Genomic DNA, 22,494 nt, shown 5'->3' with positions numbered 1-22,494 from the left:
GTCACTTCGGCAGGCTACGGGAAGGCCACCTCGCGAGGGAGAAACGCCAGTTGAGCGTGCTTTTCGGGGATGAACACGTCCGGGATGTCCACCTCCGGCAGGACGACCCTCGGGCCCGCCACGAACCCCTGCCGCAGGAACCGCGCGATCGCCTTCTCGTTCCGTACGTCCGGGTCGACCACGACCCGGCGCCGGTCCAGACCGAGCAGGACGTAGGAGGCGAGGACACCCATCAGCGCCGCCGACCAGCCGGGCCGTTCACCGTCCGGTCCGGCGGGTGCGAGGAGGAGGTGGATGCCGACGTCTCCGGGTTCTACGGCGTAGCAGTCGCCGACGCGGTCGGCGGCGGGGTCGTAGGTCTGGAGGAGCGCGACGGGTTCGGTGTCGCGGAGCACGAGGTGGGCGTGGTGGGTGTCGAGGGTGTCCATGTGGGCGTAGATCTCGGTGACTTGGGACTGGGTGAGGCCGTTCATGCCCCAGAACGCGGCGCGTTGCTCACTGACCCAGCGGTGGACCGTCCCGGCGTCGGCGACGGGGTCGAGGGGGCGGACGCGGACGGTGCCGAAGCCGGCGATGTGTTGTGAGTGGACGGGCGGGCGAGCGGGGGCGGTCTCCTCGTGGGGTTCGAGGCGGGTGAAGTCGGTGATCACCGGGACCAGATCTCCCTTGAGCCACAAGGGCAGTTGATCGCGGTGGTGCGGTGAACCGGCCACCCCTGACGCCCCCGACGGCACCACCCACAGGCTGTCCTCCCGCCGGGCCAGGTCCCATACGAACCGGGCCGCCGGGCCCCGCGCGCTCAGATCGGTGAGCCCGGGGACGGCGGAGGTGCACAGCACGCAGTCGTGGTCACCGGACAGGCCGGGCCCGGGGGTCGGGGTCCCGCCGAACGCCCGCCAGGGGGTGAGGCGATGGGTGTCACCCCACGTGCCGGTCGGCTTGGCGGCGGCCTCCTCGACCGCCGCCCGTACGAGCTCCGGCCGGTCGATGTCGTACAACTCCCGTGCGCTCAGCAGGTGTTCGAGCGCGAAGGCGACGCGCGGGAGCAGTGCGAGCCAGGGCAGGAAGACCTCCGGGTACGCGGGCGGTTCGGCCAGCGCGGCGAACGCCGGGTGCGCCGCGAGCCGTCGTACGACCGCGCCGCGCACGGCCGCGTAGGCGGCGGCGTCGGTGCTGTCGGCGTCCATGCGGCGGTCCCAGGTCAGCAGTCGGTCGCGGAGCGCGGAGGCCTCGGGGGTGAGGGCGGTGAGGGCGGCCAGGTGGTCCAACAGGGGGGCGGCGGAGCCGAGATGGGTGTCCATGTGGATCGCGGGCATGTCGGCGGCGGACCACTTCTCGCGTTCGGCGAGCAGCGCGGTGATGCGGTCGGCGCGGTGGCTCGGGGCGAACTCGACGCCGAGCGGGGTGGCGGGGCCGCGCTGGTTGGCCATGACGGCGATGCCGTCGTCGGTGAGGTGGCCGCGGAGCGGTTCGTGCCAGCCCGTCCACGCGTGGCCGGGTTCCCAGGCGGGGACGAGCCGGGTGCGGTTGGCCTCGGCGCGCGACGGCACCTTGCCCGCGACCCGGTGCAGCAGGCCGCCCTCGGTGTCGGCGGCCTGGACGACGTTGACGGGTTCGGCCCAGTCGTCGAACGCCCGGTCCACGTCGGCGACTTGGCGGGCGCGGAGGAGGGGGAGCAGGGCGGTGAAGCCGAGGTCGTCGGTGACGCGGGGCGGGTAGCGCAGGCTGACGGCGAGGGGCGGGACGCCGACCGGCACGGTGACTCCGCCCTCAAGGCCTTCCGGCCCGCCGATGACGACGGGCCCGCGTTCGGTCTCGATGACCTCGACCTCGACGGGCTCCTCGCCGGCCACCTCGATGGTCTCCGTGTACCGGGCCGCGCGCCGCCAACTGCCGTCCGGGTCAAGGGCTTCCACCCCGGCGCCGGTGCGCCGCAGCCGTTCCCGGTAGAGGTCCTGGTAGTCGGCCATGGCGTTGGTGATGGCCCAGGCGACGGTGCCGGTGTGCCCGAAGTGGGCGATGCCGGGGACGCCGGGCACGGTGAGGCCGACGACGTCGAACTCCGGGCAGGAGAGGTGGACTTGCTGGTAGACGCCGGGTTCCTCGATGAACCGGTGCGGATCACCGGCGAGCACGGCCCGCCCGGTCGTGGTCCGTTCCCCACCCACCAGCCAGCCGTTGCTGCCGGAGGTACCGGGCCCGTCGGTGGCGAACAGCCCGACGGCGTCCGCCCCGAGATGCCGTATCGCCTCCTCACGCCAGAGCTTGGCCGGAAACCCTGCGAAGAGAATGTGCGTGGCTAGCCAGACCCCGAGGGGAGTCCAGGGGTCCCAACGGCCGGGGGTGAGGCCGGACTTGGCGAACTCCGGGGTCGGGGCGCCCGCCGCCAGACCCTCGTTGACCCCGTCGACATACGCCCGTACCCAGCGCGCAGTCCCCGGGTCCCGCCGCTCCAGGGCCGCGAAACAACGTCTCGCCGTGTCGTCGAGGCGGGCGCGGCGGGCGAAGAGGTCCCAGGGCAGGGCGTGGAGGCCGAGGAAGGAGGCCGACGTGCCCTGCGCGCGGTGGCGTTCGACCTCGATCTGCCAGGCGCGGTCGAGCGCGGTGACCCGGCCCTGGGCGCGGGCGAGTTCGTCGGCGGTGCCGGCGCGCAGATGGGGGATTCCCCAGGCATCGCGGTAGATCTCGGTCGTCACCCTGTGGCCCTTCCGTATCAGGACTGCCTGTTTCCCGGCAGCTTTTAGGTTAGCCTTACCTTAGTTACTGATGAGGAAAGCGTACGCGAAGGGTGAAGAGACGATGGTGCAGGGGCGCGGTTGGGAGGGCGCGGTTCTCAGACTGCTGCGCGCGAAGGACTACGAGTTCACCGTGACGAGGGCCGAGGACGTCACGCCGCGCTACCGCCGCCTCCGCCTCACCGACGGCGGCATGCTCGCGGCGACCGGCGTCCACCCCACGATGTGGGTCCGCCTCTGGTTCGACAACGCCGGCAAGCCGCACCAGCGGGCGTACACCCTGGTCGACCCCGACCCGGCGGCCGGCACGTTCGGCCTCGAATTCGCCCTCCACGAGGGGTGTGCGAGCGACTGGGCGCGGGCCGCGAAGCCCGGCGACACCATCGAGGCGACGGTCCAGGGCACGGGCTTCGAGACGCCCGACCCGGCCCCCTCCCACCTCTTCGCGATCGGCGACCCGGCGTCGCTGCCCGCCATCAACTCCCTGCTGGGAGCGGTGGGTTCGACGGTCCCGGCGACGGTCTGGTTCGAGGGCGACTCCGACGACCTCCCCTTCCGCACCGACCCGGCCCTCCACGAGGTCCGCCACCACCCCCGGGGCCGACTGGCCGACCGCGTACGCGCGGAACTCCCCGACCTGCTGAAGGGCAGCGCCGACCCCTACGTCTGGATCACCTGCGACACGGCGACGACGCGGGGGCTGTCGTCGTACGTCCGCAAGGAACTGGGTGTGCGGCGGGAGCGGGTGCACGCGTTGGGGTACTGGCGGCCATAACGGCAGGTCACGACCGCGGGACGCGACGCACGGCGTACAACCATTCGAACGCCTCGCGTGTCCAGGCGTACGCCTGATGTCCCGACCGAGGAGTCCCCCCTTGCACAGAGCTGTCGCCGCGACCGTCGTGCTCGCCGCCGTCGCCGTCGCCGTCCCGCTCACTTCGGCGTCGTCGTCGGCCGCCTCGCCCTACAAGGGGGCCAACACGGCCGCCGTGCAGGACGACTTCAACGGGGACGGGTACCGGGACCTCGCGGTCGGGGCGCCGAGCGCCGCCAACGGCGCCGTGGACGAGGCCGGCGCGGTCGTCGTGCTGTACGGCTCGGCGTCGTCGGTCACCGCCACCCGCAGGACGGTCGTCACCCAGGCGACGGCCGGGGTTCCCGGCGACCCGGAGGACGAGGACGACTTCGGCAGAAGCGTGGCCAGTGCCGACCTCGACCGGGACGGGTACGCCGACCTGATCGTCGGAGCACCGCGTGAGGCGGTCGGCAGCAAGGAGCTGCGGGGGACCGTGACCGTCGTGTGGGGCGGGCCGAGCGGTCTGAAGGGCGGCTCGACCGTCTCCCCGCCGGCCGGCTACGGCGAGGGCAGGACGTACTGCGGCTTCGGGAAGGCCCTGGCCACCGGGGACCTGAACGGCGACGGCGCCCCGGAGCTGAGCGTCGGCTCCGGCTGCGACGCCGCCACCTACACCGGGCCCTTCACCCGCGCGGGCAAGGCGACCCACGCCGTCGACGACATGAATCTCGGGGGCGCCCGAGGCGTAGTCGTGGGCGATGTCAACGGCGACGGCAGGGCCGAGCAGTTCTGGCTGCCCGGACCCACGGACCTCGACCTGCGCGGCCCCGTGCTCTTCTATCCCGGCATGGCCACCGACAACCCCCTGCCGTCCTTGCCCAAGCCCGTCGAACTTCCCCTCGCCGACGGCCACGCCGGCGCGATCGGGGACGTCAACGGCGACGGCTTCGGCGATCTCGTCACCGGCATCTCGTACGACGACTCCATGTCCGGCGGCCCGGCCGGCTGGGCCCACCGCGGCGGCGAGATCCAGGTCCTCTACGGCAGCGCGAAGGGCATCACCGCAGACCAGAAGCCGGTGGTCTACCAGCAGGACACCGCGGGCGTGCCCGGCGCCGCCGAGAACGGTGACATGTTCGGCCAGTCGATCGCCATCGGGAACGTCGACGGCGACAAGTACGCCGACGTCCTCGTCGGCGCCCCCGGCGAAGCCGTCGGCACGCACAAGATGGCCGGCACCGCGGTCCTGCTGCGCGGCTCCGCCGCCGGCCTGACGACCGCCAAGGCCGCCGGATACACCCAGGACACGGCGGGCGTGCCCGGCGCGGTCGAGACCGGGGACCAGTTCGGCGCGGCCGTCCACCTCGCCGACCTGAACAAGGACGGCAAGGCCGAGACGGTCGTAGGAGCCCCCACGGAGAACAGCGACGGCTGCGTCTGGGTCGCCCGCGGCTCGGCCTCGGGCCCGGTGCCGAACGGCTCGGCCAACATCTGCGGCAGGAGCGCCGGCATCACCGTGCACGACGTGAAGGGCTACTTCGGCGGGGTGTTCACCAGTCCTCACGTGGAGCTCTGACCCGCGCGGAGGCATCATCGGGGTCATGGACGTCACCCTTCACCTCGCCCAGGACCCCGAAGCCGACGAACTCCTCGGCCGCTCCCCGCTCGCCGCGCTGGTCGGGATGCTGCTCGACCAGCAGGTGCCGATGGAGTGGGCGTTCAAGGGGCCGCGGACGATCGCCGACCGGCTCGGGGCCACCGATCTGGACGCGCGGGAGATCGCCGCACAGGACCCCGAGGCCTTCGCCGCGCTGCTCTCCGAGAAGCCGGCCGTGCACCGCTACCCGGGGTCCATGGCCAAGCGGATCCAGCAGCTGTGCCAGTACCTCGTCGAGCACTACGACGGGGACGCGAGCGGCGTCTGGGAGGGCGTCGGCACGGGAGCCGGGCTGCTCAAGCGGCTTGAGGAGCTGCCCGGGTTCGGGAAGCAGAAGGCGCAGATCTTCCTCGCCCTGCTCGGCAAGCAGCTCGGGGTCACGCCCAAGGGCTGGCGCGAGGCCGCCGGTGCCTATGGCGAGGCGAAGTCCTACCGCTCCGTCGCCGACATCACCGGGCCCGAGTCGCTGGCCAAGGTCCGCGCCCACAAGCAGGAGATGAAGGCCGCGGCCAAGGCGGCGAAGGCAGCCGGCGGCAAGTAACCGCGTCAGCCTCCACCCGGCAACCGCCCACCGACGAGCAGCCCCCCGCCACTACACCCCGCCCGGCCCCCATCTCCCAGGGGCGCGGGGAACTGCGCGACCGGCCCCCGCCGACCCGTACTCCGCACACGGCCCAAACCACCCGTCCAGCGCCCGACAACCTCGTCGGCATCCGCCGGCCGGCCCCCGCACCCCCGTCAGCCAGGTGGCCCGCCCCGGTGGCGGGCCGTCCGTGCCCGGTCAAAACATGGACCATGACCGAGGCACCGAGCGGCCCCTCCTGGGGCCCGGAGTTCGACGACCGCCGCGCCCACGACACCCGTGTCCCGCGCCCCCCGCATGACGAGCAGGAACTCGAAGGGCCCCTCTTCGCCCTCTCCAAAGCCGCCTGGCAGGTCGTTCTGCTCACCGGCGTCGCTTCCCTCATCCTCGGCGTGCTGGTCCTCGTATGGCCCGGCGCGTCCCTCTTCGCGGCCGGCATCCTCTTCGGCGTCTACCTGCTGATCAGCGGCGTCTTCCAGCTGGTCGCCGCCTTCGGCACGCACCGGGCGACCTCGCTGCGCGTGCTGGCGTTCATCAGCGGCGCGCTGTCGATCGTGCTGGGCCTGTTCTGCTTCCGCGGGCCGATGCAGTCGATCCTGCTGCTCGCCCTGTGGATCGGCATCGGCTGGCTGATCCGGGGCATCACCCAGACCCTGGCCGCCGTCCACGACAAGGCGATGCCCGCGCGCGGCTGGCAGATCTTCCTCGGGATCGTCACCTTCATCGCCGGCATCGTGCTGATCGACTCGCCCTTCCGCTCGGTCGCCGTCCTCACCCTGGTCTGCGGTATCTGGCTGGTCGCGGTCGGCGTCGTCGAGATCGTCACGGCCGTCCGGATGAGGAGCCACGCCAAGAAGGTGCCCCAGTCCCTGTGAACGTCGTTGGTAGGCCGTGCGGGCGGTTTCCGCGCCCGCCGCGATGAACGCCGTACGGCCGCTGGGAGATGACCTTCCATGAGCACGAGGGTGAGCCCCGCACGAAGCCTCCCCCGCAGCCGCGTCTGGCTGCGGGCCCTCGTGCTGCTGCTCGCCCTGCTCGTCCCTGGCACCCACGCCGAGATGCGCGCGACACCGGCCGCGTCGTCCGCCGAGACGACCATCGAGTACGACGTCCTCGACCCGACCGCCGCCCTACGGCCCCTCTCCCCCGCCGTCCACCGGCCCGCCGCGCCACTGCGCCCCGCACCCGCTCCGCACCCGGCGTCCCCGGACCCCCAGGCCCGCGCCTTCCCCGCGCCGCCCTGGCCGCCGTACACCCTGCGCGCCCTGCGCACCGTGGTCCTGCGCTGCTGACGGACCGGCCGTCCCCCGAGGTCAATCCGTCACCGCGACGCTAGGAACACAGCCATGCCCATCGACCCGTACGCGGTCCTGCGCGCCCTGTTGCGCGCGGAGGCCGCCCGCAACGCGCCCAAGCCGGAAGTCCGCCGACCCGAGCCGCAGCGGCCCCCCGAGGAACGGGCGCGCTGACCTGCCGTAGGCAGAACGGCCCGGCGGGGGCTAGCGCTTCCGCCGGGCCGTACCGAAGAGCGAGCGGGTGATCTCGCGGCCGATCTGGGTGCCGACGGAACGCGCCAGGGACTTGAACATGCCGCTGCCGACGACCTGTTGGACCATCGATTCGTCCTCCTTGGGCGGAGCCTCCTTCGCTGCCGCCTTCGGCTTCTCCTGCGGCTGCGGCTGCCGTTCCGCCGTCGTGAGCTTCTCGTACGCCGACTCGCGGTCCACAGCCTGTGCGTAACGGCCGTAGAGGGACGAGGACTTGACCGCCGCGTCGAGGGTCGCCGCGTCGATCGGGCCCATCAGGGACTCGGGGGCGCGCAGGCGGGTCACCGCGACCGGGGTCGGGGCGCCGTTCTCGCTCAGGACCGTCACCACGGCCTCGCCTGTGCCGAGGCCCGTGAGGATCTCCTCCAGGTCGTAGGAGGAGTTCGGGAAGGTCTTGACCGTCGCCTTCAGCGCCTTCTGGTCGTCCGGGGTGAAGGCGCGGAGCGCGTGCTGGACGCGGTTGCCGAGCTGGGCGAGGACGTCGCCGGGTACGTCCTTCGGGGTCTGCGTCACGAAGAAGACGCCGACCCCTTTCGAGCGAATGAGACGGACGGTCTGCGTGATGGAGTCCAGGAAGGCCTTGGACGCGTCGTTGAAGAGCAGATGCGCCTCGTCGAAGAAGAAGACGAGCTTCGGCTTGTCGGCGTCTCCGACCTCCGGGAGGTCGTGGAAGAGGTCGGCGAGCATCCACATCAGGAAGGTCGAGAAGAGCTGCGGTTTGTCCTGTACGGCGGGCAGTTCGAGGACGGAGACCATGCCCCGGCCGTCCGGCGCCGTGCGTAGCAGCTCACTCGTGTCGAAGTCCGGCTCACCGAAGAAGTCGGCCATGCCCTGCGCCTCGAAGGCGGTGAGGGAGCGCAGGATCACGCCGGCCGTGGCGGTGGAGAGGCCGCCGATGTTCTTCAGTTCCGGCTTGCCCTCGTCGGAGGTGAGGAAGGTGACGACCGCCCGCAGGTCCTTGAGGTCGATCAGCTCCAGGCCCTTGGTGTCGGCGTAGTGGAAGATCAGGCCGAGGGACTGCTCCTGGGTCTGGTTGAGCTGGAGCACCTTGGACAGCAGCACCGGGCCGAACCCGGTGATCGTGGCCCGGACGGGGATGCCGTGGCCGATGCCGCCGAGGGCGTAGAACTCCGCCGGGAAGCCGGTAGCCGTCCACTGCTGCCGCACCTCCGCCGCCCTGCCCGCGACCTTGTCGTTCGTGACGCCGGGCGCCGAGATCCCGGACACATCGCCCTTCACGTCCGCGAGGAACACCGGCACGCCCTGTGCCGAGAGCTGCTCGGCGATGAGCTGGAGGGTCTTGGTCTTGCCGGTGCCGGTGGCGCCGGCGACCAGGCCGTGGCGGTTGAGCATCGGGAGGGGGATGCGGATCTGCGCGTCGGGCAGACAGGCCCCGTCCCACAGCAGGGCACCCAGGTCGAGTGCAGGTCCTGTGAAGGCGTACCCGGCGGCGATCGTCTCGCTGTCACTCATATCAGGCCCCTGTTCCCGTTTTGCCCGGCTTTACGGCATCTTTTCCAGCGTCGCACTCCGTCTCCATGGCTGCGCCCGGAACGTCATGACCGGTAGGCTTTCCGTGTGATCTTCAAGCGCATCGGAAACGGCCGGCCGTACCCCGACCACGGCCGGGAGAGCACCCGGCAGTGGGCGGATGTCGCGCCGCGCCCGGTCCGCCTCGATCAACTCGTGACGACCAAGGGCCAGCTCGACCTGGAAACGCTCCTCGCCGAGGACTCGACCTTCTACGGCGACCTCTTCGCGCATGTCGTGAAGTGGCAGGGCGACCTGTACCTGGAGGACGGCCTGCACCGGGCGGTCCGCGCCGCGCTGCAACAGCGCCAGGTGCTCCACGCGCGCGTCCTCGAACTGGACTAGCGGCACCCTTCACCAGGCCCCGGACGTGGGCTCGGACGGTCGCCTTCCGGTGGACCGTTCGTCCTTTCGGGTTGGTCTCGGCGCTGTCGAATGATCATCTAGTAGGCATCGTCGCCCGGGCGCACTACGCTGCGCTCATGAGCATGCTGACTCCCCCAGGCATGGGCGGCCAGTACCGGATCACGGGGGACAAATACCCGCGCATGCGCCGTCCGCGGCGCCGCGGGAAGCTCGTCCTCATGATGGTCGCCTCCGTCGCCGTACTGGGTGTGGGCGGGTGGGGCACGTTGCAGCTCATCGACGTCTTCACCGGTGGCGGCAAGCAGGCCGCGGCGGCCGGTCCCAAGGCCGCCTGCGCGACCAAGGCCGGCCCCTCCGCGAGCACGAAGGCGGGCGCCGCCGTACCGAAGCCGGCCCAGATCACCGTGAACGTCTACAACGCCACGCCCCGCAGCGGCCTCGCCAAGTCGACCGCCGACGAGCTGAAGAAGCGCGGCTTCAAGATCGGGGACGTGGGCAACGCGTCCGCGCAGTGGGACAAGAAGGTCAAGGGCACCGGCGTGCTGCTCGGCCCCGCCTCCGCCCTCGACACCTCGCTGCCCGTCCTCGCCACCCAGCTCACCGGCGCCGAGCGGCGCACCGAGGCCACCCGCAAGGGCACCGCCGTCGACCTCGTCATCGGCACCGCCTTCAAGAACCTCACGGCGAAGGCGGCCGCCGACGAGGCCCTGGCCGCGCTGGCCGGACCCGAGCCGACGGCCAGTGCGTCACCGAAGGCGTGCTCGTAGCCGTACGAGAGCAGTCGTAGGAGAGCGGTCGTACGACAACACCCGATTCCCGTACGGCAGGTAAGAGCCGTACGGGAATCGGGTGTCGATGGAGACTTACTCGGCCGCGCCGTACAGGCGGTCGCCCGCGTCGCCCAGGCCCGGGACGATGTAGCCGTGCTCGTTCAGGCGCTCGTCGACCGAGGCGGTCACGACGGTCACCGGGGTGCCCGCCAGCTCGCGCTCCATGATCTCGACGCCCTCGGGGGCGGCGAGCAGCACCACGGCCGTCACATCGTCGGCGCCGCGCTTGATCAGCTCGCGGATCGCGGCGACCAGGGTGCCGCCGGTGGCCAGCATCGGGTCCAGGACGTACACCTGGCGGCCGGAGAGGTCCTCGGGCATGCGCGTGGCGTACGTGGACGCCTGGAGGGTCTCCTCGTTGCGCACCATGCCCATGAAGCCCACCTCGGCGGAGGGCAGCAGGCGGACCATGCCGTCCAGCATGCCGAGGCCGGCCCGCAGGATCGGCACGACCAGGGGGCGCGGGTAGGACAGCTTGACGCCGGTGGTCGAGGCGACCGGCGTCGTGATGTCGACCTGTTCGGTGCGCACGTCGCGCGTGGCCTCGTAGGCGAGCAGGGTGACCAGCTCGTCGGCGAGGCGGCGGAAGGTCGCGGAGTCGGTGCGCTGGTCGCGCAGCGTGGTGAGTTTGTGGGCGACCAGGGGGTGGTCGACGACGTGGAGACGCATGTCCACAACAGTAGCCGGGGCCCGCGGCGGCCGCGGTCCCCGCCCGCGCCGGCCGCGATCAGCCCGCCCACCGGCCCCGATCCCGCCCGCACTGGCATCAAACCGCCCGTCCGGGGGAAAGTGGGAAGGACGGAACGGGGTGGTGAACCGATGCCTGACCGTGAGTCCCACGAGGACCCGTCGCAGCAGGAGAACCGGGAGAGCGATGCCGCGCGCAGGCGGCGCCGGGCCCAGTTCCTGCGCGAGCTGACCGAGGCGCGCGAGCTGCGCGACCGGGTCCAGCCCCGGCGCGCCAAGGTCGCCCGGCTGCGCCACGCCATGCGTATGCGCACGTTCCGCTGGTAGTCGAGGCCTGTCTCACAGCAGCTTGTAAGGCCAACCGGGTGCGTGTGCAAGGCGATCGCCGCGTACGATCCCGCTGGTGGTCGATCAAAACGGGCGGACACAGGGAGCCGAAGACGTCCCCTGGACGCCTTGTTTCTGCCACGATTCCGAGTGGGTGGGGCTCGGAGCACGAGCTCTCCCCGCCCGCAACCTCAGCCGGGGGGACCCCCAACCGGCACACCTATGACCAGTGGGAGAGTCACGGTGTACTTCGCCGCACTGCTCGCGCGCACCGAAGACGGGTGGGAAGCGAGCGACACAGAGCTCGACGATGTCGAGAGCCTGTCGGATCTGGCCGAACTGGCCCGTGAAGCCTCGCCCGAGGACGACACGGTGCTGGTGCTCATCGAGCAGGAGGACGCCTGGTTCGGCGTCGTCCGCATCGACGGCGAGGAGGACCCCCGGATCTACGTCTCGGACGCCGCTGCCGCAGCCCGCAGCTCGTACGGCGAGATCCTGCTCACCGACGAGCTGCTCGGACGGGATCCGGACGACGACGATGTCGTCGACCTGGACTCCCTCGACCTCGACGGTACCGAGGACGGTGATCCTCAAAGCGAGGACGGGGAGGACGACGACGAGGCCGGCACCTCCTCGGCCGAGGCCGTTCCGCACAGCCCCGTCGGCGACGTCCAGATCCTCGACGACCTGGGCGTCGGCGAGAAGGAACTGCGTCTCCTGGACGCCGACGACGCGCTGAGCTCCATCGCCGAGGCCCTGGGGGCCTCGGAGGTCCTGGAGACCGTCCGCTGACCACAGCACGCACAGAAGGGACTCCGGACCCGGTAGGCGACCGCTGGCGGGCCGCTATGCGGCTCGCCCTGGACGCGGCCGGAGCGGCCGCCCGGGGCGGCGACGTCCCGGTCGGCGCGGTCGTACTGTCCCCGGACGGTACGACCGTGCTCGCCACCGGGCACAACGAACGCGAGGCCACCGGCGATCCGACGGCGCACGCCGAGGTCCTCGCGATCCGGCGCGCGGCGGCGGAGACCGGCGAGTGGCGGCTGTCGGGCTGCACACTCGTCGTCACCCTCGAACCCTGCACGATGTGCGCGGGCGCGCTGGTGCAGTCCCGGGTCGACCGGGTCGTCTACGGCGCCCGCGACGAGAAGGCGGGCGCGGCCGGCTCGCTCTTCGACGTCGTCCGCGACCGGCGGCTCAACCACCGCCCCGAGGTGATCGAGGGCGTCCTCGCGGACGAGTGCGCCCACCTGCTCACGGAGTTCTTCCGGGACCGGTAGCGGGATCGGTAGCAGGACCCGTCGCAGGCCTCCGATTACCGATTTCAAACCACGCCCCACCTTGTTGTAAGGTCTCTCTCGGTAGCGTGTCCGAGCGGCCGAAGGAGCTCGCCTCGAAAGCGAGTGTGGCGCAAGTCACCGAGGGTTCAAATCCCTCCGCTACCGCTTCTGAAGGGCCCCGTCGAGAGACGGGGCCCTTCGTGCGTGATGCCGGCAACAGCCCCTCACCTGCGGGCCGTTGCCCCCTGGTTGATCCCTGATTGATCCAAAAAAGGGCCGTGAAGGTTACACTCACCGCCGGCAACAGGGGGCCCACGGGCACGGAGTCACAGGGGAGGCCGCGATGGCGGTGAACGCTAAGAAGATCGCCGTCTATTTGCTCGTGGTCTTCGCGCTGTACGTGATCATCACGGACCCGTCCAAGGCGGCCGACTACGTCCAGATAGGCTTCGAGGGCATATCGGACGCCGCGAAGGCCATCGGCGACTTCATGACCTGGCTGGCCGACGGGGCGCAGTAGCCAACCACCCACCAGGAGCGCGCAGATGATCCGCCACCTCGTCCTCTTCAAGCTCAACGAGGGTGTCGAGCGCGACGACCCGCGCGTCGTGGCCGGCGTCGAGGCGTTCCGCCCGCTCGGCGACCTGATCGAGGAACTGCGCTTCTGGGAGCTGGGCTGGAACATCAGCGACCGCCCCATCGCCTACGACTTCGCGATCAACTCGGCGGCCGACGACCCCGACGCCCTGAAGCGGTACATCGAGCACCCGGCGCACCAGGCCGGCGTCGCGCTGTGGCGCGAGTTCGCCACATGGGTGATCGCCGACTACGAGGTCTGAGCCCGTCAGCTCGAAACCCCCCGCGGAGCCCCCTGCCGTCACGGCAGGGGGCTTTTGTTGCTCAACACGGCTTAACACGGTATTAGGCGGTGCTTGCACACAGTGCACATGTCTTGTGATGCTATGACCGCTTTTGACGGATGAGTTGACCTATTGAAGTTGACCTATTGAAGAGGTGTGGCGTTGACCGTGTCGGCCAGTACAGCGCCGCCCCAGGACGAGGCGCCCGCCCAGACCCCCGTGGCAGCCGCTCCGCCGCGCAGCCGCGGCGCGGACACCCGGGCCCTCACCCAGGTGCTCTTCGGCCAGCTCAAGGGGCTCCAGCCGGGCACGCCGGAGCACAACCGGGTACGCGGGGCGCTCATCGAGGCGAACATCCCGCTCGTGCGCTACGCGGCCGCGCGTTTCCGCTCCCGCAACGAGCCGATGGAGGACGTCGTCCAGGTCGGCACCATCGGTCTGATCAACGCCATCGACCGCTTCGACCCGGACCGAGGCGTGCAGTTCCCGACGTTCGCGATGCCGACCGTCATCGGCGAGATCAAGCGGTACTTCCGTGACAACGTCCGCACGGTCCATGTCCCGCGCCGGCTGCACGAGTTGTGGGTGCAGGTCAACGCGGCGACCGAGGACCTGACGACCGCCTTCGGGCGCACCCCGACCACCGCCGAGATCGCCGAGCGGCTGCGCATCGGCGAGGACGAGGTGCTGTCCTGCATCGAGGCCGGCCGGTCGTACCACGCGACCTCCCTGGAGGCCGCCCAGGAGGGCGACGGACTGCCCGGCCTGCTCGACCGGCTCGGCTACGAGGACCCGGCCCTGGACGGCGTGGAACACCGCGACCTCGTCCGCCACCTCCTCGTCCAACTCCCCGAGCGGGAACAGCGGATCCTGCTGCTGCGCTACTACAGCAACCTCACCCAGTCGCAGATCAGCGCGGAGCTCGGCGTCTCCCAGATGCACGTCTCCCGGCTCCTCGCGCGCAGCTTCCAGCGGCTGCGCTCCGCGAACCGCATCGAGGCGTAGCAGCCGAAGCGGGCCGCATCCGGCCGTATCCACCCGTATCGGAACCCCTGGCGGAGCCGTATCGGGGCATAACCGAAAGCCTGAGCGAGCTGTCACCGGTACGAACGAATCGCTCACGGGGCCCTTTCCCGACAGTTCTGCGCTGAAAAGCCGTCAGACCCCCTGTTTCCAGGGCTGATTCGTCACAGACATGTCGACATGTCACTACAGCGTGTTGCCGACATGTGACATTCTGCGGGAAGCGCGTTTGCCGTGGCCCCGGCTCCGGTATTCAGGTGAAGGCACCGCTCCCCAGACGGGGGCGATCGCCGCGACCGTCCCGCGACCCAAAGGGGGTGGCATGTCCGCAGACCAGGGCAGCTCGAAGGTGCTCACGCTCACCAAGAGCGACGCTGAGCCCGCACTCGACGCCGTTACGGTCCTTGAGGCCGTACCCGCCGTACCGGCCCCGGCCCTCCCGACCACGGGAGCCATCGACACCCGCACCCTGTCCCGCTCCCTCTTCCTGCGGCTCGCCGCACTCGACGAGAACAGCCCCGAGCGTGGTTACGTCCGGGACACCCTCATCGAGCTCAACCTCCCGCTCGTGCGGTACGCCTCCGCGCGTTTCCGCTCCCGCAACGAGCCGATGGAGGACATCGTCCAGGTCGGCACGATCGGCCTGATCAAGGCGATCGACCGGTTCGACTGCGAACGCGGGGTGGAGTTCCCGACGTTCGCGATGCCGACCGTCGTGGGCGAGATCAAGCGCTTCTTCCGCGACACGTCGTGGTCGGTGCGTGTCCCGCGTCGCCTTCAGGAGCTGCGGCTGGCCCTCACGAAGGCCAGCGACGAGCTCTCCCAGAAGCTGGACCGGTCGCCGACCGTCCCCGAACTCGCCGCGGTCCTGGGCGTGTCCGAGGAGGACGTCGTCGACGGCCTCGCGGTCGGCAACGCGTACACGGCCTCCTCGCTCGACTCCCCGGCCCCCGAGGACGACGGCGGCGAGGGCTCGCTGGCGGACCGCCTCGGCTACGAGGACACGGCCCTGGAAGGCGTGGAGTACCGGGAGTCCCTGAAGCCCCTCCTCGCCAAACTGCCGCCCCGTGAGCGCCGGATCATCATGTTGCGCTTCTTCGCCAACATGACCCAGTCGCAGATCGGCGAGGAGGTCGGCATCTCCCAGATGCACGTCTCCCGGCTGCTGACCCGCACCCTCTCGACGCTCCGCGAGGGCCTGATCTCGGACTGACCCCCAACAGGGTCACAAGGGTTCCTATTTGACGGAGTGTCAGCCACCATGGCGCGATGCTCCGAGCGACCCGGACACGTGGCCGCCGGTGCGCCCTCCTGGACGCGTCGGCGGCCGTCGCCTGCCTCGCCGCATTCCTGACCGCCTGCGCGGCCAACAGTGACGGCGGCTACGTGGCGGTCGGCCCGCCCCGCCCATCGGCCACGGCGGTACGCCCGACCGGGAGCGTCACGCTGGTGCCGCTCGACGCCCCGAGGTCACCCGCAGCCGGCAAATCACCGGACACCAGGGAGACTTCGGCATCTCCACCGGCCACCTCTTCACCCACGGGCGCCAAGTCCCGTCGTAGCAGCGCCCCTTCACCGTCACCGACCCCAACTGCCGTTCCTACGAGGGCTCCCGCCACCCCCGCCGCCCTCAGCTGGGGCGACCCCGTGCGCGAGGCCACGGATCAGCGCTGGTGCGAGGACGTCACCCTGGGCTTCCGCAACTCCGGGGGCACGGCGGTGCGTTCGGGCACGGTGACGTTCGGGACGCACATCATCGGCGCCCTCGGGATCGACTGGGCGACGATCGACTCCACCGAGCAGCTTCCCGTGCCGATCACGGCGAACGGGCGCAAGGACAAGACCTGGACCGTGTGCGTCGACGCCTGGCGCGTGCCACTGGGGATGCACATCGAGACGCGGGACGTGACGGTCGCGTGGAAGTAGGGCGGGCCGGAGCCGGTCGATAGGCTCCGCGGCATGGACGTTCAGGTGGAGATCGTGCGCGAGGCGACCGAGGAACTCGTGGGCGCGTTCGGGCGGTTGCTGCCGCAGTTGTCCTCGACGGCCGAGATCCTCGACCGGGCAGCGGTCGAGCGGCTGGTCTCGTGCGCGACGAACACCGTGCTGGTCGCGCGAGTCGAGGGCGCGATCGTCGGCACTCTCACGCTGGTGATGTCTCCCGTGCCGTCCGGGTTGCGCGGGCGCGTCGAGGACGTCGTCGTCGACAGCTCGGCCCGGGGGCGGGGGATCGCCGCGCTGCTCATCGAGCAGGCACTGCGGATCGGCCGGGAGGCCGGGGCGCGGACCGTCGATCTCACCTCGCGGCCGGACCGTGTCGCGGCGAACCGCCTGTACGAGCGGCTCGGGTTCCGGGTGCGGGAGTCGACGGTCTACCGGTTGCCCTTGGGGTCGGACCGGTAGACCACCGCCCAGGTGACGCGGTCGGAGTTACATGAAGGCCAGGTAGGCCACCGCCGCCACGACCAGCACGGCGACCACGACGCCGATGATCAGGCCGACGCGGGGTCCGGCCGAGGCCGTGGGTGCGGCCTGCGGCGCGCCGCCCTGTGGGGTCTCGTCGACGAAGGCACGGAACATCTGGGTGCTGCCGGCGGGGTCGTAGTTGCCCTCGGGGCCCTGGGTGTTTGCCATGGGCCGAGACACTAGCGAATCCCCGGGGGACACCCAAGCGCGGGGCCTCGGACAGGGTTTCCCACCTGCGGATTTACGTTCAGAAATGCTTGCCTTTGCCAACTTTTTGTCTCGCACTCGGCCGTTTTATTTGCCTGTAGCAACCAACCTCTCTTACGCTCTTATGGTTGCCCCAAGCAACGAACATGGGAGGTGTGATGGCCGAGCAGGCGCAGTACGAGGAGCTGATCCGTCAGTTCAGTGCCTTCGGCGCCGTACGCAGGGAGTTGGGGCGGGTCCTGCCGTCCGACTGTCCCGCCGGCTCCGTGGCCGTACTGACTCTCCTCGGCCGGCACGGCGACATGCGCATCAGCAGGCTCGCGGAGCTGCTCGCCGTCGACATGTCCGTGACCAGCCGCCATGTCGCGCACGTCGCCGACCGGGGCTGGATCGAACGCTCCCCCGACCCCGCGGACAAACGCTCCCGCATCCTGCGCCTCACCCCCAGCGGCTGGGCCCAGGTGGACGAACTGTCGCGACGGACCGCCCAGTTGCTCGCCGACCGGCTGAGCGACTGGAGCGACGAGGAGGTCGGGCAGCTGATCGGGCTGATGACCCGGCTCCGGGCGAGCTTCGACGACTGCCGAGCCGCACAGCCCCCGCCCCCTCCCGTCGGGGCCGAAGCCCCCCACTCCCCCCACCACGAACTCGAACACACCACCCGTACACCCGCATAAGCACGGAAGAAAAGGAAGCTCATGGCAACGACCACACCAGCCGGTGTGCGGGCTCACGCCAAGCACGGAGGGGCATCCCCCGCTGCCCCCGACGGCGCTCCGATGACGCACCGGCAGATCATGGAGGCGCTCTCCGGGCTGCTGCTCGGCCTGTTCGCCGCGATCATCTCGTCGACGATCGTCACCAACGCCCTGCCGACCATCATCGGCAGCCTGGGCGGCGGCCAGGAGGCCTACACCTGGGTCGTCACCGCGGCCCTGCTCTCCATGACGGCATCGGTGCCGCTGTGGGGCAAGATGGCCGACCTGGTCAGCAAGAAGGCCCTGGTCCAGATATCCCTGGTCATCTACATCATCGGATCGGTCGTCGCGGGCCTCGCGCAGAACCCGGCGATGCTGATCGGCGCCCGTGTCATCCAGGGCCTCGGCGCCGGCGGTCTCTCCGCCCTCGTCCAGGTCGTGATGGCCGCGATGATCGCCCCGCGCGAGCGCGGCCGGTACTCCGGCTACACCGGTGCCACCTTCGCCGTGGCGACCGTGGGCGGTCCGCTGCTCGGTGGCGTGATCACCGACACCTCGTGGCTCGGCTGGCGCTACTGCCTGTTCGTCGGTATCCCGTTCGCGCTGATCGCGCTGGTCGTGCTCCAGAAGACGCTGAACCTCCCGGTCGCCAAGCGGAAGGTCAAGGTCGACTGGACCGGCGCCTTCTTCATCACCGCGGCCGCCTCGCTGCTGCTGGTCTGGGTGACCTTCGCCGACGACAAGTACGAGTGGCTGTCGTGGCAGACGTACGCGATGGTGGGCGGCACGGTCGTGCTGGCGCTGCTGTTCGTGTTCACCGAGACGCGGGCGAGCGAGCCGATCATCCCGCTGCGCCTGTTCCGCAACCGCACCGTCTCGCTCGCTTCGCTGGCCTCGCTGTTCGTCGGCGTCGGCATGTACTCGGGCACGGTCTTCTTCTCCCAGTACTTCCAGCTGGCCCGCGACAAGTCCCCGACGATGTCCGGTGTCATGACGATCCCGATGATCGGCGGACTGTTCGTCGCGTCGATGGTCTCCGGCCGCTTCATCACCAAGACCGGCCGCTGGAAGGGCTGGCTGGTCGCCGGCGGTCTCTTCCTCACCGCCGGTCTGGGCCTGCTCGGCCTGATGCGCTACGACACCCCGTACTGGGAACTGTCCATCTACATGGCCATGTTGGGCATCGGCGTCGGCACGATGATGCAGAACCTCGTGCTGTCCACGCAGAACCAGGTCACCCCGAAGGACCTCGGCGCGGCCTCCTCCACGGTGAGCTTCTTCCGCTCGCTCGGCGGCGCGGTCGGCGTCGGCGTGCTCGGCTCGGTCATGTCCGGCCGGATCACGCACTACGCCAAGGACACCGTCGCCTCCCTGGACCCGCAGTCGCAGGCCGCCGCCGCGAAGGCCGTCGGCAGCAGCGCGCTGCCCGACATGGACGCCCTGCCCAGCACGGTCCGCACCTGGCTGGAGAGCGCCTACGGCCACGGCATCGCCGATGTGTTCCTGTACGCGGCGCCCTTCGCGCTCATCTCCTTCCTCGTCGTGATGTTCATCAAGGAGGTCCCGCTGCGGACCTCCGGCGGGCTGGCCCAGGCGGCCGAGGAGGCCGTGGGCGTGCTGGACGCGGCGGAGATCCCCGCGCCTGCCGAGCAGAAGACGCCGAGTTGGGCCACTGAAGGAACTGAGCAACTCGCCGCCGTGGCAACGGTGGTGGGGGAGGAGACCGCACCCGTGACCGCATCCGACTCCACACCCCTCTCGGGTGGGATTCCCGTCCGGGGCTTCGTCCGCGGTGCCGAGAGCGCGCCCGTGCCGCAGGCCGCCGTCACCCTGATCTCCCTCGGGGGACGCCAGTTGGGCCGCTCGGTCACGCAGGCGAACGGCTCCTACGCGCTGGACGCGCCGAGCGTCGGCTCGTACGTCCTGATCGCCTCCGCCGACGGCTTCCAGCCGCAGGCGTCCACGGTCGTCGTCAACGGCGCCGAACCGGTGTCGTACGACGTGCTGTTGAGCGGTACCAGCGGGCTGAACGGGCTCGTGCGGGCGGCCGAGACGGGGCTGCCCGTCAAGGACGCGATGGTCATCGTGACGGATGTGCGCGGCGACCTGCTGTCCAGCGGAATCACCGGTGAGCAGGGCGAGTTCGCCTTCGCGGAGCTGGTGCCCGGGGCCGTGACCGTCGCGGTGAACGCCGCCGGGTACCGGCCGCGCGCGCTGCCCGTCGAGGTCGGCGGCACCGGGGTCACCCGGGTCGAGATCGACCTGGACTCCGGCGCGCAGGTTCTGGGCGTGGTCCGCGCCCCGCACGGCCCGCTGGCCGACGCGCGCGTCACCCTCGTGGACGCGGCGGGCAACGTGGTCGGCACCGCCACGACCGGTCCGGACGGGGCGTACGCCTTCACCGACCTGAGCGGCGGCGAGTACACGGTGATCGCGACGGGCTACCCGCCGGTCGCGACCGCCCTCACGGTGAACGGCCGCGGAGCCGACGGCCACGACATCGAACTCGCCCACCCCGGCGAGTAGTTGACACCCCGGTCCGCGCAACGCGTCCCGAGCGGAGGCGCGTTGCGCGGGCCGGTTCTGTTTCTACCGATCCACGGTTGTACGGCTGGGAGTTAGAGGGACATGGGACTGACCGCGAAGATCCGTACCCGCGACGGATGGGCCGTGTCGCACGCGGTCGTCACGGTGACCGACATGACCGGGACGCAGGTGCTGCGGGCCGAGGCGGACGCGGAGGGGGCGGTGCGGGACGTGAACCCGCTGGCGCCCGGGCCGTACACCGTGATCGTCACGGCCGTCGGGTACGCGCCCGCGGCCGCCACCGCGATCGTCACCGCTGGGGGTCCCCCCTCTGGGGGAGGGCGGGCCGAGGTCGGCACGGTGACGCTGGCGCGGCAGGGCGGTACGGAGTTGCCGCCGCCCGGGCCCTGGACGGTCGACCCCGCCCACTCCACGGTCGGCGCGGTCGCCCAGCACCTGGGGATCTCCAGCGTGCGCGGGCGGTTCACCGACTTCGCCGCCACGGTCGAGATCGCGCCCGACGACATCGCCAAGTCCCGGGTGGAGGCGGTCATCCGGGCCGCGTCCATCGACACCGGCAACGGCATGCGCGACGACCACCTGCGCTCGGCGGACTTCCTGGACGTGGCCCGCTACCCGGAGATCACCTACTCCTCGACGGGGCTGACCCCGGCCGGCTCCGACCGCTGGACCGTCTCCGGCGAGCTGACCCTCCACGGTGTCGTACGACCGGTCGCCCTCGACCTCGCCTACCTCGGCACCGGAGCCGACCCCTGGGGCGGCACGCGCGCCGCGTTCCGGGCGACCACGGAACTGCACCGCGAGGACTTCGCGATGAACTACAACCAGGTCGTCCAGGCGGGCATCGCGGCGATCGGTACGACGCTCAAGGTCGAGCTGGACGTCCAGGCGGTGCAGGGGGAGTCGCTGCCGCAGGCGTGAGCGGGGGCCGTGCGCCTAGGCTGGGCGTATGGCACCGAACATCGCGACCAACACCAAAGTCAGCCTGGACGAGCTGCTGGACTTCGTACGACCCCGCCATCGCGCGCTGCTGCTGACCCGGCGGGCCGACGGCAGCGCTCAGGCTTCGCCGCTGACCTGTGGGGTGGACGACTCCGGGCGGATCGTCGTCTCCACGTACCCCGAGCGGGCCAAGACCCGTAACGCCAAGCGGGATCCCCGGGTCAGCATCGTCGTCCTGAGCGACGAGTGGAACGACCCGTGGGTCCAGATCGACGGCACGGCCGAGGTCATCGACTCACCGGAGTCCGTGGAAGCCCTCGTCGAGTACTTCCGGAACATCTCCGGGGAGCACCCCGACTGGGACGAGTACCGGGCGGCGATGGTGAAGCAGGGGAAGTCGATCATTCGGATCACACCGGAGAATTGGGGACCGGTTGCCACCGGCGGTTTTCCGGCGCGGCTCGTAGAGGGCTGAGGTGGTGCTGGGGGCTCCGCCCCCAGACCCCCCGTCGGCCCTGAAGGGGCCTCGTCCTCAAACGCCGGACGGGCTATTTGGTGCCGCCGTCTCGTTTCACCATCGCCTCGATGCCCGCCACCAGCAGGTCCAGGGCGAAGGTGAAGTCGCGGTTCATCATCTCCGCGACCGTGTCGCCGCCCCGGGCCGCCATGAGTTGCTTGGACTCCTCCACGACCTCGGCGGTTGTCGGGGCCCCGTCGAACGTGGTCATGGCGTGGCGGAAGTAGTCGTCGGGGGTCATGCCGGTGTCGGCGACGCGGGCGAAGAAGTGGCCCTCGATCGTGCCGTAGCCGTACACGAACTGGAAGACCGCCGAGATCGCGCCCGTCAGGCCGTGTTCCGGCAGGTCCGTGCGGCGGATCACGCGCTGTACGACACGGGAGAAGGCCAGGGAGTTCGGCCCGATGTTGAGGAAGGTACCGGCCAGCGGCGACAGCCAGGGGTGGCGGACCAGCAGGGACCTGTACTCCGTTGCCAGCATGCGGAGTTGGTCGCGCCACTCCTCGCCCTCGGCCTCCGGATCGGGCAACCGCAACTCCCCGAAAGCGGCGTCCAGGGCGAGTTCGAGGAGGTCGTCCTTGGTGTCGACGTACCAGTAGACGGACATCGCGGTCACGTTCAGCTCGGCGGCGAGCCTCCGCATCGAGAACTTGGCCAGGCCTTCGGCGTCCAGCAGTCTCACGGTGACTTCGGTGATGCGGGTGCGATCGAGGCCGGAGGGCTGCCCGCCGCCGCGCCCGCCCCGGCGCGTCTTCGTCTCGAGCCAGACGCTGGTGCGCGCAGAACGCCCTGTCGACGGGGTTGCCTTGGCCATGACGCACCTTCCTCAAGATCCAGATCCCGGATCACTGTAATCAGGGGCGCGGGGCTGTGACATATGCGGCTTCCGCCGCGTG

The 22,494-nt window shown here is 70.7% G+C and carries 26 protein-coding genes and 1 tRNA gene; 22 read left to right on the top strand and 5 right to left on the bottom strand.

Annotated features, from left to right (window positions below):
- Nucleotides 1-14: 14 nt before the first annotated feature.
- A complete protein-coding gene (locus tag OG714_RS26695) occupies nt 15-2,696 on the bottom strand; it encodes a GNAT family N-acetyltransferase (RefSeq protein WP_406124671.1) in 2,682 nt (893 codons plus the stop codon).
- A gap of 103 nt (nt 2,697-2,799) precedes the next feature.
- Between OG714_RS26695 and OG714_RS26690 the strand changes: the two genes are divergently transcribed.
- From OG714_RS26690 to OG714_RS26665, 6 genes are all read left to right on the top strand, one after another.
- Nucleotides 2,800-3,510 carry a siderophore-interacting protein gene (locus tag OG714_RS26690; protein ID WP_406131960.1) on the top strand — a complete coding sequence of 237 codons (711 nt, stop codon included), beginning with the start codon at nt 2,800-2,802 and terminating at the stop codon, nt 3,508-3,510.
- 100 nt (nt 3,511-3,610) lie between these two features.
- Nucleotides 3,611-5,107: a hypothetical protein gene (locus tag OG714_RS26685; RefSeq protein WP_406124669.1), complete on the top strand. Its 1,497-nt coding sequence runs from the start codon at nt 3,611-3,613 to the stop codon at nt 5,105-5,107.
- 25 nt (nt 5,108-5,132) lie between these two features.
- Complete coding sequence (locus OG714_RS26680; protein ID WP_406124667.1) at nt 5,133-5,729, top strand: HhH-GPD-type base excision DNA repair protein; 597 nt, start codon at nt 5,133-5,135, stop codon at nt 5,727-5,729.
- A 254-nt stretch (nt 5,730-5,983) separates the two neighbouring features.
- A complete protein-coding gene (locus OG714_RS26675; protein WP_406124665.1) occupies nt 5,984-6,646 on the top strand; it encodes an HdeD family acid-resistance protein in 663 nt (220 codons plus the stop codon).
- Nucleotides 6,647-6,724: 78 nt separating this feature from the next.
- Entirely contained in the window at nt 6,725-7,063 is a 339-nt protein-coding gene (locus OG714_RS26670; RefSeq protein WP_406124663.1) for a hypothetical protein, read from the top strand.
- A gap of 54 nt (nt 7,064-7,117) precedes the next feature.
- Nucleotides 7,118-7,240 (top strand): hypothetical protein, encoded by a 123-nt coding sequence (locus OG714_RS26665; protein ID WP_405972869.1) that lies wholly within the window; start codon nt 7,118-7,120, stop codon nt 7,238-7,240.
- A gap of 30 nt (nt 7,241-7,270) precedes the next feature.
- Here the strand turns inward: OG714_RS26665 and OG714_RS26660 are convergent, their stop codons facing one another.
- Complete coding sequence (locus OG714_RS26660) at nt 7,271-8,791, bottom strand: helicase HerA-like domain-containing protein (RefSeq protein ID WP_406124661.1); 1,521 nt, start codon at nt 8,789-8,791, stop codon at nt 7,271-7,273.
- A 105-nt stretch (nt 8,792-8,896) separates the two neighbouring features.
- Between OG714_RS26660 and OG714_RS26655 the strand changes: the two genes are divergently transcribed.
- Together OG714_RS26655 and OG714_RS26650 are read left to right on the top strand one after the other, a co-directional pair.
- Entirely contained in the window at nt 8,897-9,193 is a 297-nt protein-coding gene (locus OG714_RS26655) for a type II toxin-antitoxin system VapB family antitoxin (RefSeq protein WP_003999914.1), read from the top strand.
- Nucleotides 9,194-9,354: 161 nt separating this feature from the next.
- Complete coding sequence (locus OG714_RS26650) at nt 9,355-9,981, top strand: LytR C-terminal domain-containing protein (RefSeq protein ID WP_406131959.1); 627 nt, start codon at nt 9,355-9,357, stop codon at nt 9,979-9,981.
- 96 nt (nt 9,982-10,077) lie between these two features.
- Here OG714_RS26650 and upp read toward each other — a convergent pair whose 3' ends face one another.
- Nucleotides 10,078-10,713 carry a uracil phosphoribosyltransferase gene (gene upp / locus OG714_RS26645; RefSeq protein WP_406124659.1) on the bottom strand — a complete coding sequence of 212 codons (636 nt, stop codon included), beginning with the start codon at nt 10,711-10,713 and terminating at the stop codon, nt 10,078-10,080.
- Between the two features lie 150 nt (nt 10,714-10,863).
- On the opposite strand from upp, the gene OG714_RS26640 reads away from it, so the two are divergent.
- The 10 genes from OG714_RS26640 to OG714_RS26595 all read left to right on the top strand — a co-directional run bounded on the left by OG714_RS26640 (nt 10,864) and on the right by OG714_RS26595 (nt 16,624).
- Nucleotides 10,864-11,058, top strand: a complete 195-nt coding sequence (locus tag OG714_RS26640; protein ID WP_406124657.1) for a hypothetical protein — start codon at nt 10,864-10,866, stop codon at nt 11,056-11,058.
- Nucleotides 11,059-11,301: 243 nt separating this feature from the next.
- Nucleotides 11,302-11,850 (top strand): hypothetical protein, encoded by a 549-nt coding sequence (locus OG714_RS26635; RefSeq protein WP_406131958.1) that lies wholly within the window; start codon nt 11,302-11,304, stop codon nt 11,848-11,850.
- A gap of 56 nt (nt 11,851-11,906) precedes the next feature.
- Nucleotides 11,907-12,338 carry a tRNA adenosine(34) deaminase TadA gene (gene tadA, locus OG714_RS26630; RefSeq protein ID WP_406124655.1) on the top strand — a complete coding sequence of 144 codons (432 nt, stop codon included), beginning with the start codon at nt 11,907-11,909 and terminating at the stop codon, nt 12,336-12,338.
- 80 nt (nt 12,339-12,418) lie between these two features.
- Nucleotides 12,419-12,503, top strand: a tRNA-Ser gene (locus tag OG714_RS26625).
- Between the two features lie 178 nt (nt 12,504-12,681).
- Nucleotides 12,682-12,858, top strand: a complete 177-nt coding sequence (locus tag OG714_RS26620) for a hypothetical protein (protein ID WP_019054914.1) — start codon at nt 12,682-12,684, stop codon at nt 12,856-12,858.
- Between the two features lie 25 nt (nt 12,859-12,883).
- Complete coding sequence (locus OG714_RS26615; protein WP_406124653.1) at nt 12,884-13,177, top strand: Dabb family protein; 294 nt, start codon at nt 12,884-12,886, stop codon at nt 13,175-13,177.
- Nucleotides 13,178-13,354: 177 nt separating this feature from the next.
- Nucleotides 13,355-14,203 carry an RNA polymerase sigma factor SigF gene (locus tag OG714_RS26610; RefSeq protein ID WP_406124651.1) on the top strand — a complete coding sequence of 283 codons (849 nt, stop codon included), beginning with the start codon at nt 13,355-13,357 and terminating at the stop codon, nt 14,201-14,203.
- 340 nt (nt 14,204-14,543) lie between these two features.
- Nucleotides 14,544-15,434 carry an RNA polymerase sigma factor SigF gene (locus tag OG714_RS26605; RefSeq protein WP_266859067.1) on the top strand — a complete coding sequence of 297 codons (891 nt, stop codon included), beginning with the start codon at nt 14,544-14,546 and terminating at the stop codon, nt 15,432-15,434.
- Nucleotides 15,435-15,490: 56 nt separating this feature from the next.
- A complete protein-coding gene (locus tag OG714_RS26600; protein ID WP_406124648.1) occupies nt 15,491-16,147 on the top strand; it encodes a hypothetical protein in 657 nt (218 codons plus the stop codon).
- 33 nt (nt 16,148-16,180) lie between these two features.
- Complete coding sequence (locus OG714_RS26595) at nt 16,181-16,624, top strand: GNAT family N-acetyltransferase (RefSeq protein WP_406124646.1); 444 nt, start codon at nt 16,181-16,183, stop codon at nt 16,622-16,624.
- A gap of 27 nt (nt 16,625-16,651) precedes the next feature.
- Here OG714_RS26595 and OG714_RS26590 read toward each other — a convergent pair whose 3' ends face one another.
- On the bottom strand, nt 16,652-16,855 hold the full coding sequence (locus tag OG714_RS26590) for a hypothetical protein (protein WP_406124645.1): 204 nt from the start codon (nt 16,853-16,855) through the stop codon (nt 16,652-16,654).
- 197 nt (nt 16,856-17,052) lie between these two features.
- Here OG714_RS26590 and OG714_RS26585 point away from each other — a divergent pair, with 197 nt between their 5' ends.
- From OG714_RS26585 to OG714_RS26570, 4 genes are all read left to right on the top strand, one after another.
- Nucleotides 17,053-17,571 carry a MarR family winged helix-turn-helix transcriptional regulator gene (locus OG714_RS26585; protein WP_406131957.1) on the top strand — a complete coding sequence of 173 codons (519 nt, stop codon included), beginning with the start codon at nt 17,053-17,055 and terminating at the stop codon, nt 17,569-17,571.
- A gap of 21 nt (nt 17,572-17,592) precedes the next feature.
- Nucleotides 17,593-20,118: an MFS transporter gene (locus tag OG714_RS26580; protein ID WP_406124643.1), complete on the top strand. Its 2,526-nt coding sequence runs from the start codon at nt 17,593-17,595 to the stop codon at nt 20,116-20,118.
- Between the two features lie 102 nt (nt 20,119-20,220).
- Nucleotides 20,221-21,060, top strand: a complete 840-nt coding sequence (locus OG714_RS26575) for a YceI family protein (RefSeq protein WP_406124641.1) — start codon at nt 20,221-20,223, stop codon at nt 21,058-21,060.
- A 28-nt stretch (nt 21,061-21,088) separates the two neighbouring features.
- Nucleotides 21,089-21,556 carry a PPOX class F420-dependent oxidoreductase gene (locus OG714_RS26570; protein WP_406124639.1) on the top strand — a complete coding sequence of 156 codons (468 nt, stop codon included), beginning with the start codon at nt 21,089-21,091 and terminating at the stop codon, nt 21,554-21,556.
- Between the two features lie 73 nt (nt 21,557-21,629).
- On the opposite strand, the gene OG714_RS26565 is transcribed toward OG714_RS26570, so the two are convergent.
- Entirely contained in the window at nt 21,630-22,412 is a 783-nt protein-coding gene (locus OG714_RS26565; protein ID WP_406124637.1) for a TetR/AcrR family transcriptional regulator, read from the bottom strand.
- Nucleotides 22,413-22,494: the final 82 nt, after the last annotated feature.

This window comes from Streptomyces sp. NBC_00989, assembly GCF_045162655.1.
Classification (GTDB): domain Bacteria; phylum Actinomycetota; class Actinomycetes; order Streptomycetales; family Streptomycetaceae; genus Streptomyces.
This window is presented reverse-complemented; position numbering and strand designations above follow the sequence as displayed.

Coding starts and splice junctions, on each gene's coding strand:
- OG714_RS26690 (WP_406131960.1), top strand. CDS start 2,800: ATGGTGCAGGGGCGCGGTTGGGAGGGCGCGGTTCTCAGACTGCTGCGC.
- OG714_RS26680 (WP_406124667.1), top strand. CDS start 5,133: ATGGACGTCACCCTTCACCTCGCCCAGGACCCCGAAGCCGACGAACTC.
- OG714_RS26675 (WP_406124665.1), top strand. CDS start 5,984: ATGACCGAGGCACCGAGCGGCCCCTCCTGGGGCCCGGAGTTCGACGAC.
- OG714_RS26670 (WP_406124663.1), top strand. CDS start 6,725: ATGAGCACGAGGGTGAGCCCCGCACGAAGCCTCCCCCGCAGCCGCGTC.
- OG714_RS26665 (WP_405972869.1), top strand. CDS start 7,118: ATGCCCATCGACCCGTACGCGGTCCTGCGCGCCCTGTTGCGCGCGGAG.
- OG714_RS26660 (WP_406124661.1), bottom strand. CDS start 8,791: ATGAGTGACAGCGAGACGATCGCCGCCGGGTACGCCTTCACAGGACCT.
- OG714_RS26650 (WP_406131959.1), top strand. CDS start 9,355: ATGGGCGGCCAGTACCGGATCACGGGGGACAAATACCCGCGCATGCGC.
- upp (WP_406124659.1), bottom strand. CDS start 10,713: ATGCGTCTCCACGTCGTCGACCACCCCCTGGTCGCCCACAAACTCACC.
- OG714_RS26640 (WP_406124657.1), top strand. CDS start 10,864: ATGCCTGACCGTGAGTCCCACGAGGACCCGTCGCAGCAGGAGAACCGG.
- tadA (WP_406124655.1), top strand. CDS start 11,907: ATGCGGCTCGCCCTGGACGCGGCCGGAGCGGCCGCCCGGGGCGGCGAC.
- OG714_RS26620 (WP_019054914.1), top strand. CDS start 12,682: ATGGCGGTGAACGCTAAGAAGATCGCCGTCTATTTGCTCGTGGTCTTC.
- OG714_RS26615 (WP_406124653.1), top strand. CDS start 12,884: ATGATCCGCCACCTCGTCCTCTTCAAGCTCAACGAGGGTGTCGAGCGC.
- OG714_RS26605 (WP_266859067.1), top strand. CDS start 14,544: ATGTCCGCAGACCAGGGCAGCTCGAAGGTGCTCACGCTCACCAAGAGC.
- OG714_RS26600 (WP_406124648.1), top strand. CDS start 15,491: ATGCTCCGAGCGACCCGGACACGTGGCCGCCGGTGCGCCCTCCTGGAC.
- OG714_RS26595 (WP_406124646.1), top strand. CDS start 16,181: ATGGACGTTCAGGTGGAGATCGTGCGCGAGGCGACCGAGGAACTCGTG.
- OG714_RS26590 (WP_406124645.1), bottom strand. CDS start 16,855: ATGGCAAACACCCAGGGCCCCGAGGGCAACTACGACCCCGCCGGCAGC.
- OG714_RS26585 (WP_406131957.1), top strand. CDS start 17,053: ATGGCCGAGCAGGCGCAGTACGAGGAGCTGATCCGTCAGTTCAGTGCC.
- OG714_RS26580 (WP_406124643.1), top strand. CDS start 17,593: ATGGCAACGACCACACCAGCCGGTGTGCGGGCTCACGCCAAGCACGGA.
- OG714_RS26575 (WP_406124641.1), top strand. CDS start 20,221: ATGGGACTGACCGCGAAGATCCGTACCCGCGACGGATGGGCCGTGTCG.
- OG714_RS26570 (WP_406124639.1), top strand. CDS start 21,089: ATGGCACCGAACATCGCGACCAACACCAAAGTCAGCCTGGACGAGCTG.
- OG714_RS26565 (WP_406124637.1), bottom strand. CDS start 22,412: ATGGCCAAGGCAACCCCGTCGACAGGGCGTTCTGCGCGCACCAGCGTC.